The sequence below is a fragment of the Kitasatospora sp. NPDC089797 genome, assembly GCF_040684795.1.
GTDB lineage: Bacteria > Actinomycetota > Actinomycetes > Streptomycetales > Streptomycetaceae > Kitasatospora.
Genome location: NZ_JBFBGS010000064.1, coordinates 41,312 through 54,067, shown reverse-complemented (window position 1 = coordinate 54,067; position 12,756 = coordinate 41,312). Strand labels below are relative to the sequence as shown.

Here is a 12,756-nt window from a genome sequence, read left to right as displayed (position 1 = left end):
CCGCTGCTGCGCCGCTGCCGCGCGGTGCGGACCCGCGGCCACGGCATCCACGTCACCGGGCGCTGAAGGGCGGAACCTCCAGAGTCGGTAGGAACCCTCACGCTCGGGAGGCTGCCGGGAATCCTACCGACCTGAGACGCCGCCCCCCCCCCTCCGCAAGGGGGGTGCGGGGCGGCTCGCGTGCTTCTGGGGGTAGGAAATCCTGGGGAGTCTCCAGGGGGAATCAGGGAGCCAGGGAGCCCCCGGGGAGGATTTTTCTGAGGAATCCCGAGGAAGCGTGAGGAATCCCGAGGAATCCAAATCCCCTGTTCAGAGCCCTACCGTCAGCACTCGATGACGTTGACCGCGAGGCCGCCGCGCGAGGTCTCCTTGTACTTGATCTTCATGTCGGCGCCGGTCTCCTTCATCGTCTTGATCGCCTTGTCCAGCGAGACGTGGTGGCGTCCGTCGCCGCGCAGCGCCATCCGGGCCGCGGTGACGGCCTTGACCGACGCCATGCCGTTGCGCTCGATGCAGGGGATCTGGACCAGGCCGCCGACCGGGTCGCAGGTGAGGCCGAGGTTGTGCTCGATGCCGATCTCGGCGGCGTTCTCGACCTGCTCGGGGGTGCCGCCGAGGACCTCGGCCAGGCCGCCCGCGGCCATCGAGCAGGCGGAGCCGACCTCGCCCTGGCAGCCGACCTCGGCACCGGAGATGGAGGCGTTCTCCTTGAAGAGCATGCCGATGGCGCCGGCCGCGAGCAGGAAGCGGACGATGCCGTCCTCGTCCGCCCCCGGGATGAAGTTCAGGTAGTAGTGCAGGACCGCCGGGATGATGCCCGCCGCGCCGTTGGTGGGCGCGGTGACCACCCGGCGCCCGGAGGCGTTCTCCTCGTTGACCGCCATCGCGTAGAGGGTCACCCACTCCATCGCGTTGGCCGGCCCGATCCCCTCGGCGCGCAGCGTCCGGGCCGCGGCCGCGGCCCGGCGGCGCACCTTCAGCCCGCCCGGCAGGATGCCCTCGCGGCTCATGCCGGCCCGCACGCACTCCTGCATCACGGACCAGATCTCCAGCAGCCCGGTGCGGATCTCCTCCTCGCTGCGCCAGGCCTTCTCGTTCTCCAGCATCAGGCCGGAGATCGACAGCCCGGTCTCCCGGGTGAGCCGCAGCAGTTCCTCGCCGGTGCGGAAGGGGTAGCGCAGCGCGGTGTCGTCGGGCTTGACCCGGTCCGCGCCGATCGCGTCCTCGTCCACGACGAAACCGCCGCCGACCGAGTAGTAGGTCTTCTCCAGCAGGGTCGAGCCGTCCGCCGCGAACGCCCACAGGGTCATCCCGTTGGCGTGGTAGGGCAGCGAGCGGCGCCGGTGCAGGATCAGCTGGGTGTCGGGGTCGAAGTCGATGGGGTGCTCGCCGAGCAGGCTCAGCCGCTTCTCGACGGTGATCCGCTCGACGTCCTTGTCGGCCTGGTCGACGTCCACGGTCCGGGGCGAGTGGTTCTCCAGCCCCAGCAGGACGGCCTTCGGGGTGCCGTGGCCGTGGCCGGTGGCGCCCAGCGAGCCGTAGAGCTCGGCGCGCACACCGGTCACCCGCTCCAGCAGGCCCTCGGTGCGCAGCCGGCGGGCGAACATCCGGGCGGCGCGCATCGGGCCGACGGTGTGGGAGCTCGACGGGCCGATGCCGATGGAGAAGAGGTCGAAGACGCTGATGGCCACGGGGACGTCCTTGTCTGGTCTCGTGGAAGGACAGGCAGGCGGGGATGACACGGGACGGGGCACCGCGCGCACTGTCCAGTGTGCGCGGTGCCCCGGGGTCCCAGGTGCACCGGCGGGGTGAGGCCGGTCACCTCATCCCGAACGGGATCACTCCTGGTTGGCCAGGGTGGGGTAGAGCGGGTGCTTCTCGGCGAGGGCGGTGACCCGGGCCTTCAGCGCCGCGGCGACGGTGGCGTCGAAGCCGGGCTTGAGCGCCTCGGCGATGACGTCGGCGACCTCGCGGAAGTCCTCGGCGGCGAAGCCGCGGGTGGCCAGCGCCGGGGTGCCGATCCGCAGGCCCGAGGTGACCATCGGCGGGCGCGGGTCGTTCGGGACGGCGTTGCGGTTGACGGTGATGCCGACCTCGTGCAGCCGGTCCTCGGCCTGCTGCCCGTCGAGCTCGCTGTTGCGCAGGTCGACCAGGACCAGGTGGACGTCGGTGCCGCCGGACAGCACGGTGGCGCCGGCCTCCGCGACGTCGGCCTGCAGCAGGCGCTCGGCCAGGATGCGGGCGCCGTCCAGGGTGCGCTGCTGGCGCTCCTTGAACTCCTCCGAGGCGGCGACCTTGAAGGCGACGGCCTTGCCGGCGATCACGTGCTCCAGCGGACCGCCCTGCTGGCCGGGGAAGACCGCGGAGTTGATCTTCTTGGCGTACTCGGCCTTGGACAGGATGACGCCGCCGCGCGGGCCGCCCAGGGTCTTGTGGGTGGTGGTGGTGACCACGTCCGCGTACGGCACCGGGTTCGGGTGCAGACCGGCGGCCACCAGGCCGGCGAAGTGCGCCATGTCCACCATGAGCAGCGCGCCGACCTCGTCGGCGACCCGGCGGAACGCGGCGAAGTCCAGCTGGCGGGGGTAGGCGGACCAGCCGGCGATGATCAGCTTCGGCTGGTGCTCCTTGGCCAGGCGCTCGACCTCGGCCATGTCGACCTGGCCGGTCTTCTCGTCGACGTGGTACGCGACCACGTTGTAGAGCTTGCCGGAGAAGTTGATCTTCATGCCGTGGGTCAGGTGACCGCCGTGGGCCAGGTTCAGGCCCAGGATGGTGTCGCCCGGCTGGATCAGCGCGAACATCGCGGCGGCGTTGGCCTGCGCGCCCGAGTGCGGCTGGACGTTGGCGTGCTCGGCGCCGAACAGGGCCTTGATGCGGTCGATCGCGATCTGCTCGACCACGTCGACGTGCTCGCACCCGCCGTAGTAGCGACGGCCGGGGTAGCCCTCGGCGTACTTGTTGGTGAGCACCGAGCCCTGGGCCTCCATGACCGCCACCGGGGCGAAGTTCTCGGAGGCGATCATCTCCAGGGTGGTCTGCTGGCGGTGCAGCTCGGCGTCGACCGCGGCGGCGATCTCCGGGTCGAGGGCGTGCAGGGACTGGTTCAGAACCGTCATGGTGTGGTCTTCCCGGGAGGAGGGGGGAAAGGGGCCGGGCAGGGGCGGGGCGACCGCCGGGCGGCCGCCCCGGTCGGGAGCGTCAGCCGCCGATGAAGGCGGTGTAGGCGTCCGCGCTGAGCAGCTCGTCGGTGGACTCCACCCGGACCTTGAACAGCCAGCCGCCCTCGAACGGGGCGCTGTTGACCAGGCTGTTGTCGTCCAGGACGTCCTGGTTGACCTCGGTGACCTCGCCGGTCACCGGGGAGAACAGGTCGCTGACCGACTTGGTGGACTCCAGCTCGCCGCAGGTCTCGCCGGCGGTCACCGCGTCGCCGACCTCGGGCAGCTGCACGTAGACGATGTCACCGAGCGCGTCGGCGGCGTGCTTGGTGATGCCGATCGTCGAGACACCGTCCTCGGCGGCCGTCAGCCACTCGTGCTCCTTGGTGTACTGCAGGTGCTGGGGGTTGCTCATGGCGTCATTCTCCAGGATGGGAAGCGGGCACGGCGCAGCGGGCCGCCGCGCGGACGGCTCCGGGATGCGTCGATCGGGAAAACGGGGGCGGCGACGGCCTCGCCGGGCGCGTCAGCGGGCGCGCTTGTAGAACGGCAGCGCCACGACCTGGACCGGCTCGTGCTTGCCGCGCACGTCCACCGCGACGGTGCCGCCCGGGGTGGCGTGGGCCGCGTCCACGTAGGCCATCGCGATCGGCTTGCCCAGGGTCGGGGACGGCGCCCCCGAGGTGATCCGGCCGATCGGCGCGCCCTCGGTGGAGACCACCGTGTACTCGGCGCGCGGCACCCGCTTGCCCTCGGAGACCAGGCCGACCAGCACCTTCGGCGGGTTGGTCTCGGCCGCGGCGGCGGCCAGTTCCAGGGCCTTGCGGCCGACGAAGGCGCCCTCGTTGGTGGTCTTGTCGAAGCGGACGACCCGGCCCAGGCCGGCGTCGAACGGGGTCAGGTCGGTGGACAGCTCGTGCCCGTACAGCGGCATGCCGGCCTCCAGGCGCAGCGTGTCGCGGCAGGACAGGCCGCACGGGACCAGGCCGCGGCCCTCGCCGGCGGCGGTCAGCGCCTGCCAGACGGCCTCGGCGTCGGCCGGGGCGCAGAAGACCTCGAAGCCGTCCTCGCCGGTGTAGCCGGTGCGGGCCAGCAGCACGTCATGGCCGGCCACGGTGGCCGGGAGGATCGCGTAGTACTTCAGACCGGGCAGGTCGGCGTCGGTGGTCCCGGCCAGGATCGCGGTGGCCTCCGGGCCCTGCACGGCGATCAGCGCGTAGGTGTCGCGGTCGTCGGTGACGACGGCGTCGAAGCCCTTGGCCCGGGCGATCAGCTCGTCCAGGACCAGCTGGGCGTTGGAGGCGTTGGCGACGACCAGGAAGGCGTCCTCGCGCAGGCGGTAGACGATCAGGTCGTCCAGGATGCCGCCGTCCTCGGCGCAGATCATGGTGTAGCGGGCGCGCAGCTCACCGAGGGCGGAGACGAAGCCGACCAGCGCGTGGTCCAGCATCTCGCCCGCCTGCGGGCCGGTGACGGTGATCTCGCCCATGTGGGAGAGGTCGAACAGGCCGGCCTTGGTGCGGACGGCGAGGTGCTCCTCGCGCTCGCTGCCGTAGCGCAGCGGCATGTCCCAGCCGGCGAAGTCGGTCATGGTCGCGCCGAGGGCGCGGTGCAGCGCGTCGAGAGCGGTGAAGCGGAGGGACGACATGGCCAGGAACTCCTCGGTCGGGGCACTCAGGGGTGCACGCGCCGGACCGGACCCGTTCGGGGCCGACCCCTGCGCGCGGGCATGCGGCGGCGTGGGTCTCCCCATCTGTCGTCGGACCTGAGAGCTTCACCGCCCGCCTGCCCTCGGCTGTGACCAGCATCAGCTGGTTCCAGCATCGGGGACAGGACGGCGGCTTGCACCGTGGGTGGGCGCGCGACCGGGCCGTGCGCCGCTTTCCAGATGTGCCTAACCCGCGCGGTAGGGGGGCCTGAGAGATTCCGGGGAGGACTTGCTCCTTCGGCGCCGGCTGTGCCTCCTGAGGGGCACTCCGGGCTCTCCCGCGCGGGTTCGAGCGGCCGGTGTGGAGTTGTGGGGGCCCGCGGCGCATGCCGTCGGACGCGCACATCATGGCACGTCCGCGCGCGCGAGGGGAGGGGGGACCCGGTCACACGGCAGACGGGCGAACGCGAGCCCTAAACTTCTCCGCGTCGGCGCAGCAGTGGGCGGCCGACCGGCACGAGGGCGGATCGCGGCGCATGGGGTACCCGGTGGAGCAGCAGCAGGGGTGGGGCGGGCCGGAGGCGGCGCCGTCGGGCGGTGCGTGGCCGGCGAACGAGCTGGAGCAGGTGCTGACGGCCGCGCTGGGCGATCCCGGGGCGACGCCGCGGGTGATCGAGGTGCTGGCCCGCAGCCAGGTGTGGATCCCGCTGCCGGCCGGGGGCGACCCGGCCGGGCAGGCGCTGGACCTGCCGACCGTCGAGCTGGCCGGGGCCCCGTACGTGCCGGTGTTCTCCTCGCAGGAGGTGTTCCTCCAGCAGGCGCCGGGGATGGCCTTCGCGGTCGCCCCGGCCTGGGAGTTCGCCCGCGGGCTGCCGCTGGGAGTGGGCATCGCGGTCAACCCCGAGGCGGCGGTGGGCATCCCGGTGCCGCCGCAGGGCGTGGCCGAGCTGCGCCGCGGCCCGCGCGACGACCGGTGGGAGCAGGCCGGGGACGCGGTGGAGGCGCCGTCCGGCGGCCGGGTGGCGCTGCGCGAGCCGGTGCCGGGCGAGGACCCGGAGCACTTCCTGGCCGCCTGCCGGGCCGAACTGTCGGCCCTGCCGGGGGTGTTGACCGCGCGCCGGGCGCTGGCCAGCATCGAGGGCGAGCCGACGGTGATGTTCGTGGGCGTGCAGTTGGATCCGGCGGCCCCGGCCGACCCGGGTGCGGTGAACGAGGCGCTGGGGCGGGCGCTGGGAACCGCGCCGCTGCCCGGCGGCGTCCACCTCGTACTGCTCGACCTCGCCGACGACCCGGTGGTCGGGTGGCTGCTCACCCAGGTCATGCCCTTCTACACGCGGGTGTGAGCGGGGATCCTTCACAGGCACGTCGCCGTGGCGGCGGCCGGTGCCGCGCCATAGGGTGCGTGCAGGCGGCTGACGGGCCGGCGGGTTCAGGAAAGAGGCGCGGCGAGGTGGGCGCATGAGTGCGGGAACGGGAGCGGGCGGGGTGCCGGGGCCCTGGGGCCAGGCTCCGGCCGGGCGCCCGGGCGCGGATCCGGGCGCGTTGGAGCAGGTCCTGCGCGAGGTCGCGCCGGAGCGCTTCGACGCGTACGAGCGGCTGCTGCACGCGCTGGCCGAGGGTCGGGTCTGGATGCTGCTGTGGCACGGCACGCCGGGCAGCCCGGACGCGCAGTACGGGAACATGGAGATCAGCGGCCACGGCTACGCGCCGGCCGTGACCTCGCCCGAGCAGCTGACGGCCTCGGGCTGGGCCCGGGCCCACGAGGTCGTCTCGGGGCGGGAGATCGCCGCCTCGCTGTACCGCACCCGCTGGGGCCTCTGGCTGAACCCGCACGCCCCGGGCGGCGGGGTCGGGGTGCCGTGGGCGGACCTGCGGCGGATCGCCGCGGGCCTGGACCGGCTGCCGGCCGGTCCGTTGAAGCTGAGCGAGCCGCAGGTGAACGCCCAGCCGTTCTTCGCGCTGCTGGAGCGGCAGGCCGGTGAGGTGCGCGCGGTGCGGGCGCTGCGCCGGGCCTGGGTGCAGCCCGCGGTGGGGGAGCCGTACCTGGCGATCGGCCTTGACCTGTACGAGAGTTCACCGCCGGCGGTGGAGGCGGTGCGGGCACTGATGCAGCGGGCGATCGCGGTGGCCCCGGAGGGGCTCGCGGTGTCCACGGTGGCGATGGCGGACGAGTACGACCCGGTGGCGCTGTGGATGCGCGCCAACGCGCGGCCGTTCTTCGACCGGGAGGCGGGGCGTCCGCCGTCGGGCCCGTACCCGCAGGGCGCGCCGTACCCGGGGCAGTCGCTGCCGGGACAGCCGGGGCCGGGGCGGTCGGTGGCCGGGCCGGGGTACGCCCCGTACGGCACCCAGCCGCCGGCGCCGGGCTGGGGGCAGCCCCAGCGGCCGTGGCCCGGATACCCGGGCCGTTGATCGGCGAAACCCCTTTTCGATAAAAGCTCCAGCACGAAGCCGACTTGATGGGTCATCAGGTCGGCTTCGGTGCTTTCCGGACGAATTTTCCGGCCTTGATACGGGCACATCTTGACATGGCAGTTACAGCCGTGTGAAGAGGTATATGCCGAAGATCGGGGAGGTGCATGCAGGCAGATCACAGTTGGGCATCTGTCGGTTGGCAGGGCTGGCGCAAGCCAGTTCGGATGGCAGAGAGTTCTGCGCAACGCATAGCGCGTACTGGAAACCCCACGAAGGTGAACGCGCCCGCCGACCGCTCGATCCACGCGATGCCCATCCCGCGTGGTGGCAGTACCCGTGCACGACGTACTGCCGCGAACACCCGCTCCTAGCACCTCCGCACGTCCGCAGCCGTACCGCCGATCCCGGCGCCCGGCGCCCGTGGGCCGGCCACCGTCGGCGAGGGGACCAACTGACCATGACCGCAACCATCTCCACCGCCGGGAACGGACCGGAGGCGCCGTCCTCCCCGACCCCGGTCAAGACGATCGAGGGCCGTTCCCTCGGTCGGATCGCCTGGACCCGCTTCAAACGGGACAAGGCCGCCGTCGCCGGCGGCATCGTGGTGATCCTGCTGATCCTGCTGGCCGTCCTGTCCGGGCCGCTGGAATCCGTGTTCGGGCTCGACCCCGACGCGTCGAACACCGACCTGCTGGACGCCAACCTCGGTGGGATCCCGCTCGGGGACTGGGGCGGGATGAGCGCGGACCACCCGCTCGGCGTCGACCCGCTGCAGGGCCGCGACCTGCTCGCCCGCGTGATCGACGGCTCCTGGGTCTCCCTGCTGGTCGCCTTCGGCGCGACCGTGCTGTCCAACACCATCGGCACCGTGCTCGGCGTGATGGCCGGCTACTACGGCGGCTGGGTGGACACCCTGATCAGCCGGCTGATGGACGTCTTCCTGGCGTTCCCGCTGCTGCTGTTCGCCATCGCGATCTCCGCCTCGCTCCAGGGCGGCGCGTTCGGCCTCCACGGGCTCCCGCTGCACATCATGGTGCTGATCTTCGTGATCGGCTTCTTCAACTGGCCCTACATGGGCCGGATCGTGCGCGGGCAGACCCTCTCGCTGCGCGAGCGGGAGTTCGTCCACGCGGCCCGCAGCCTCGGCGCCCGCGGCCCGTTCATCCTGTTCAAGGAACTGCTGCCCAACCTGGTCGGCCCGATCCTGGTCTACTCGACCCTGCTGATCCCGACCAACATCCTCTTCGAGGCGGGGCTGAGCTTCCTCGGCGTCGGCATCCAGCCCCCGCAGTCCTCCTGGGGCGGCATGCTGGCCGACGCGAAGAACTACTACCAGGTGGACCCCCAGTACATGGTGGTCCCCGGTGTGGCGATCTTCATCACCGTGCTCGCGTTCAACCTGCTCGGCGACGGGCTGCGTGACGCCCTCGATCCCAAGAGCAACTGACCCACGAGCGACTGACTCGGCGTCAGGCATTCCCTCCTCCACATCCTCAAGGGGTTGATCCCACCATGCGTAGGTCCCGCACCGTCGCGCTGACCGCCCTGGCCGCCGCCGCGGTCCTGGTCGTCACCGGCTGTACGTCCAGCTCCAAGAGCGGCGACGGCAGCTCCTCCTCCTCGTCCGGCTCCGGCGACGCGAGCGGCGCCGACGCGGCAACCAAGCAGATCGTCAACGTCTCGGACAAGAAGGGCGGGACGGTCACCTACGAGATGAAGGGCACCCCGGACTCGCTCGACCCGGGCAACACCTACTACGCGTACATCTACAACTTCGCGCGCCTGTACGGCCGTCCGCTGACCACCTTCAGCCCGGGCGCCGGCGCCGACGGCAACAAGCTGGTCCCGGACCTGGCCGAGTCGATGGGCCAGGTCAGCCCCGACGGCCTGACCTGGACGTACAAGCTGCGCGCGGGCCTGAAGTACGACGACGGCACCCCGATCAGCTCCAAGGACGTCAAGTACGCCGTGGAGCGCTCCAACTTCGCGCCCGAGGTGAACTCCAACGGCCCGACGTACTTCCACGACCTGCTGGTCGACAACCCGACGCCGTACCAGGGCCCGTACAAGGACAAGACCGGCGACCTGAAGTCGATCGAGACGCCGGACGACACCACGATCGTCTTCCACCTCCAGCACCCCTTCGCCGACTTCGACTACCTGGTCAGCGCCCCGCAGACCGCGCCGGTCCCGCAGGCCAAGGACACCGGTGCCGACTACGTGAAGCACGTCGTCTCCTCGGGCAGCTACAAGTTCGAGTCCTACGAGGACGGCAAGCAGGCCGTCCTGGTGCCGAACACCAACTGGGACAAGAGCACCGACCCGATCCGCAAGCAGCTCGCGGACAAGATCGTGCTCAAGATGAACGTCGACCAGGCCACCATCGACAAGGACCTGATCGCGGGCAACGCCCAGGTCGACCTGGTGGGCGGCGGCGTCGACCCGCAGACCCAGGCGCAGATCCTGCGCGACCCGAAGCTCAAGGCCAAGACCGACAACGCCTACGGCGGCCGCCTGGTCTACATGGCGATCAACTCCAAGGTCGCGCCGTTCGACAACATCGACTGCCGCAAGGCCGTCCAGTTCGCGATCGACAAGGTCGCGGTGCAGACCGCGCTCGGCGGCCCGATCCGCGGCCAGGTGGCCAGCACCGTGCTCCCGCCGGACATCCCGGGCCACCAGGACTTCAACCTGTACGAGACCAAGGACAACAAGGGCGACGAGGCCAAGGCCAAGGACTCGCTGAAGGCCTGCGGCAAGGACGGCGGCTTCAGCACCGTCCTGACCGCCCGGACCGAGCGCGCCACCGAGGTCGCCGCGGCCACCCAGATCCAGGCCCAGCTGAAGAAGATCGGCATCAACGTCGAGATCCAGCAGTTCCCGCAGGGCAAGTACCTGACCGACTCGGCCGGCGCGCCGCAGTTCACCCAGGACCACAACATCGGTCTGATGATGATGCAGTGGGGCGCCGACTGGCCGACCGGCTACGGCTTCCTCCAGCAGATCGTCGACGGCCGCGCGATCAAGCCCTCCGGCAACAGCAACCTCGCCCAGCTGAACGACCCGGCCGTCAACAAGCTGATCGACGACGCCGCGATCAACCCGGACAAGGCCGCCCGCGAGAAGATCTACGGCGACATCGACAAGAAGGTCATGGAGTCCGCGGTCTACGTCCCGCTGACCGACTTCAAGGTCTTCCTGTACCGCCCGGACAGCGCGACCAACCTCGCCTCCACCTCGGCCTTCAACGGCGAGTACGACTACCTGAACATCGGCAGCAGCAAGTAAAGAGCCTGGCTCCGCATCCCTGAAGGCAGGTGAAGGCAGCGGCGCCCGCCGCCGTCCGGCAGATCCCGGACGGCGGCGGGCCGCCGGAGCCGCCCAACTGTGTTTGCCTACATCATCCGCAGGATCCTCGCGGCCCTGGTGCTGCTGCTGGTCGTCAGCGCCGTCACCTTCGCGATCTTCTTCCTGCTCCCGCGCCTCGCCGGTGAGACCAGCGACCAGCTGGCCGCGCAGTACATCGGGAAGGACCCCGGCCCCGCGGCGATCGCGGCGGTCAAGCAGAACCTCGGGCTGGACCAGCCGCTGTACACCCAGTACTGGCACTTCCTGAAGGGCCTGTTCGCCGGCGCCGAGTACAAGTTCGGGCCGGAACCGGCCACCTGCCACGTGCCCTGCTTCGGCTACTCCTTCAAGAGCCACCTGGAGGTCTGGCCGCTGATCACCAGCCGGATCCCGGTCACCATCTCGCTCGCCATCGGCGCGTCGGTGCTCTGGCTGGTCTCCGGCATCACCACCGGCGTGATCTCCGCGCTCAAGCCGCGGTCGATCTTCGACCGGCTCTCGATGGGCGTCGCGCTGGCCGGCGTCTCGCTGCCGGTCTTCTTCACCGGCGCCCTGCTGCTGACGGTGTTCAGCTACGAGTGGCCGATCCTGGACAACCTGCACTACGTCGACTTCACCGACGACCCGCTGATGTGGGCCCGCAACCTGATCCTGCCGTGGATCTCGCTGGCCTTCCTCTACTCCGCGCTCTACGCCCGGCTCACCCGCGCCGGAATGCTGGAGACCATGAGCGAGGACTACATCCGCACCGCCCGCTCCAAGGGTCTGGCCGAGCGCAAGGTGGTCGTCCGGCACGGGCTGCGCTCCGCGCTCACCCCGATCGTCACCATCTTCGGCATGGACCTCGGCCTGCTGCTCGGCGGCGCCCTGATCACCGAGCAGGTCTTCTCGCTCAACGGCGTCGGCCAGTTCGCCGTCCAGGCGATCAGCGACAACGACCTGCCCAAGATCCTCGGCGTCACCCTGCTCGCCGCCTTCTTCATCGTCGTCTGCAACCTCGTGGTCGACCTCCTGTACGCCCTCGTCGACCCCCGCGTGAGGCTCTCGTGACCGACCTCCAGAAGACCCCGGCGGACACCGCCCCGGCCGGCCCCGCCACCGACGCGGCCGCCGGGGCCGCCCGGCCCCCGCTGGGGGACCCCTTCCTGTCCGTCCGCGACCTGCGGATCCACTTCGACACCGACGACGGCCTGGTCCGCTCGGTGGACGGGGTCAGCTTCGACCTGCACAAGGGCCGCACCCTGGGCATCGTCGGCGAGTCCGGCTCCGGCAAGTCCGTCACCTCGCTCGGCATCATGGGCCTGCACCGCTCCAAGCGGGCCCGGATCAGCGGCGAGATCCGGCTGGACGGCGAGGACCTGATCGCCGCCGGACCGGACCGGGTGCGCCAACTGCGCGGCCGCGAACTGGCGATGATCTTCCAGGACCCGCTGACCGCGATGCACCCCTACTACACCGTCGGCGCGCAGATCGTCGAGGCGTACCGGGTGCACCACCCCCAGGCGAGCAGGAAGCAGGCCCGGACCCGGGCGATCGAGATGCTCGACCGGGTCGGCATCCCGCAGCCCGACCGCCGGGTGGACGACTACCCGCACCAGTTCTCCGGCGGCATGCGCCAGCGCGCGATGATCGCCATGGCGCTGGTCAACGACCCCTCGCTGCTGATCGCCGACGAGCCCACCACCGCCCTGGACGTCACCGTCCAGGCGCAGATCCTGGACCTCATCCGCGACCTCCAGCAGGAGTTCGGCTCCGCCGTCATCATCATCACCCACGACCTCGGGGTGGTCGCCGAGCTCGCCGACGACATCCTGGTCATGTACGGCGGCAAGTGCGTCGAGCGCGGCCCCGCCGAGAGCCTCTTCGACGCGCCCGAACACCCCTACACCTGGGGCCTGTTGGGCTCGATGCCGCGACTGGACCGGGAGCTCCAGGAGCGGCTCGTCCCGGTCCGGGGCACCCCGCCCAGCCTGATCAACGTGCCGTCCGGCTGCGCCTTCCACCCGCGCTGCCCGTACGCCGCCCTGACCGGCGGGCGCTCCACGGGCGAGGTTCCGACGCTGACCGAGGCCGTGCCCGGACACCTCGCGGCCTGCCACCTGGCGGTCGACGAGCGGCACCGCATCTTCGCCGAAGAGATCGCGCCCCGGCTGTGAGCCCGGCCCCGTACCACCTTTCTGGAGA

10 protein-coding genes and 1 riboswitch are annotated in these 12,756 nt (G+C 71.2%); of the genes, 6 read left to right on the top strand and 4 right to left on the bottom strand.

Annotated features, from left to right (window positions below; translation table 11 throughout):
• Window positions 1-323: 323 nt before the first annotated feature.
• The 4 genes from AB0O91_RS36070 to gcvT form a co-directional block, all read right to left on the bottom strand.
• Window positions 324-1,691 (bottom strand): L-serine ammonia-lyase, encoded by a 1,368-nt coding sequence (locus tag AB0O91_RS36070; RefSeq protein ID WP_363442278.1) that lies wholly within the window; start codon window positions 1,689-1,691, stop codon window positions 324-326.
• A 147-nt stretch (window positions 1,692-1,838) separates the two neighbouring features.
• Window positions 1,839-3,119 carry a serine hydroxymethyltransferase gene (gene glyA, locus AB0O91_RS36065; RefSeq protein ID WP_363442276.1) on the bottom strand — a complete coding sequence of 427 codons (1,281 nt, stop codon included), beginning with the start codon at window positions 3,117-3,119 and terminating at the stop codon, window positions 1,839-1,841.
• 82 nt (window positions 3,120-3,201) lie between these two features.
• The gene (gcvH, locus tag AB0O91_RS36060; protein WP_363442274.1) at window positions 3,202-3,576 is read right to left on the bottom strand and encodes a glycine cleavage system protein GcvH; all 375 of its coding nucleotides are present in this window, start codon (window positions 3,574-3,576) and stop codon (window positions 3,202-3,204) included.
• A 111-nt stretch (window positions 3,577-3,687) separates the two neighbouring features.
• Window positions 3,688-4,809 carry a glycine cleavage system aminomethyltransferase GcvT gene (gcvT, locus tag AB0O91_RS36055; protein ID WP_363442272.1) on the bottom strand — a complete coding sequence of 374 codons (1,122 nt, stop codon included), beginning with the start codon at window positions 4,807-4,809 and terminating at the stop codon, window positions 3,688-3,690.
• A 246-nt stretch (window positions 4,810-5,055) separates the two neighbouring features.
• A riboswitch (glycine riboswitch) is annotated at window positions 5,056-5,160 on the bottom strand.
• Window positions 5,161-5,345: 185 nt separating this feature from the next.
• Between gcvT and AB0O91_RS36050 the strand changes: the two genes are divergently transcribed.
• The 6 genes from AB0O91_RS36050 (at window position 5,346) to AB0O91_RS36025 (ending at window position 12,728) form a co-directional block, all read left to right on the top strand.
• Complete coding sequence (locus tag AB0O91_RS36050; RefSeq protein ID WP_363442270.1) at window positions 5,346-6,152, top strand: enhanced serine sensitivity protein SseB C-terminal domain-containing protein; 807 nt, start codon at window positions 5,346-5,348, stop codon at window positions 6,150-6,152.
• Window positions 6,153-6,267: 115 nt separating this feature from the next.
• Window positions 6,268-7,221, top strand: a complete 954-nt coding sequence (locus tag AB0O91_RS36045; protein ID WP_363442268.1) for an enhanced serine sensitivity protein SseB C-terminal domain-containing protein — start codon at window positions 6,268-6,270, stop codon at window positions 7,219-7,221.
• A 460-nt stretch (window positions 7,222-7,681) separates the two neighbouring features.
• Window positions 7,682-8,671 (top strand): ABC transporter permease, encoded by a 990-nt coding sequence (locus tag AB0O91_RS36040; protein WP_363442266.1) that lies wholly within the window; start codon window positions 7,682-7,684, stop codon window positions 8,669-8,671.
• A gap of 65 nt (window positions 8,672-8,736) precedes the next feature.
• On the top strand, window positions 8,737-10,512 hold the full coding sequence (locus AB0O91_RS36035; protein WP_363442264.1) for an ABC transporter substrate-binding protein: 1,776 nt from the start codon (window positions 8,737-8,739) through the stop codon (window positions 10,510-10,512).
• 99 nt (window positions 10,513-10,611) lie between these two features.
• Window positions 10,612-11,622 carry an ABC transporter permease gene (locus tag AB0O91_RS36030; protein WP_363442262.1) on the top strand — a complete coding sequence of 337 codons (1,011 nt, stop codon included), beginning with the start codon at window positions 10,612-10,614 and terminating at the stop codon, window positions 11,620-11,622.
• Window positions 11,623-11,702: 80 nt separating this feature from the next.
• Window positions 11,703-12,728, top strand: a complete 1,026-nt coding sequence (locus AB0O91_RS36025) for an ABC transporter ATP-binding protein (RefSeq protein ID WP_363442284.1) — start codon at window positions 11,703-11,705, stop codon at window positions 12,726-12,728.
• Window positions 12,729-12,756: the final 28 nt, after the last annotated feature.

Excerpts from the sequence above, each read along its gene's own strand:
- glyA (WP_363442276.1), bottom strand. The coding sequence starts at position 3,119 with ATGACGGTTCTGAACCAGTCCCTGCACGCCCTCGACCCGGAGATCGCC.
- gcvH (WP_363442274.1), bottom strand. The coding sequence starts at position 3,576 with ATGAGCAACCCCCAGCACCTGCAGTACACCAAGGAGCACGAGTGGCTG.
- gcvT (WP_363442272.1), bottom strand. The coding sequence starts at position 4,809 with ATGTCGTCCCTCCGCTTCACCGCTCTCGACGCGCTGCACCGCGCCCTC.
- AB0O91_RS36050 (WP_363442270.1), top strand. The coding sequence starts at position 5,346 with ATGGGGTACCCGGTGGAGCAGCAGCAGGGGTGGGGCGGGCCGGAGGCG.
- AB0O91_RS36045 (WP_363442268.1), top strand. The coding sequence starts at position 6,268 with ATGAGTGCGGGAACGGGAGCGGGCGGGGTGCCGGGGCCCTGGGGCCAG.
- AB0O91_RS36040 (WP_363442266.1), top strand. The coding sequence starts at position 7,682 with ATGACCGCAACCATCTCCACCGCCGGGAACGGACCGGAGGCGCCGTCC.
- AB0O91_RS36035 (WP_363442264.1), top strand. The coding sequence starts at position 8,737 with ATGCGTAGGTCCCGCACCGTCGCGCTGACCGCCCTGGCCGCCGCCGCG.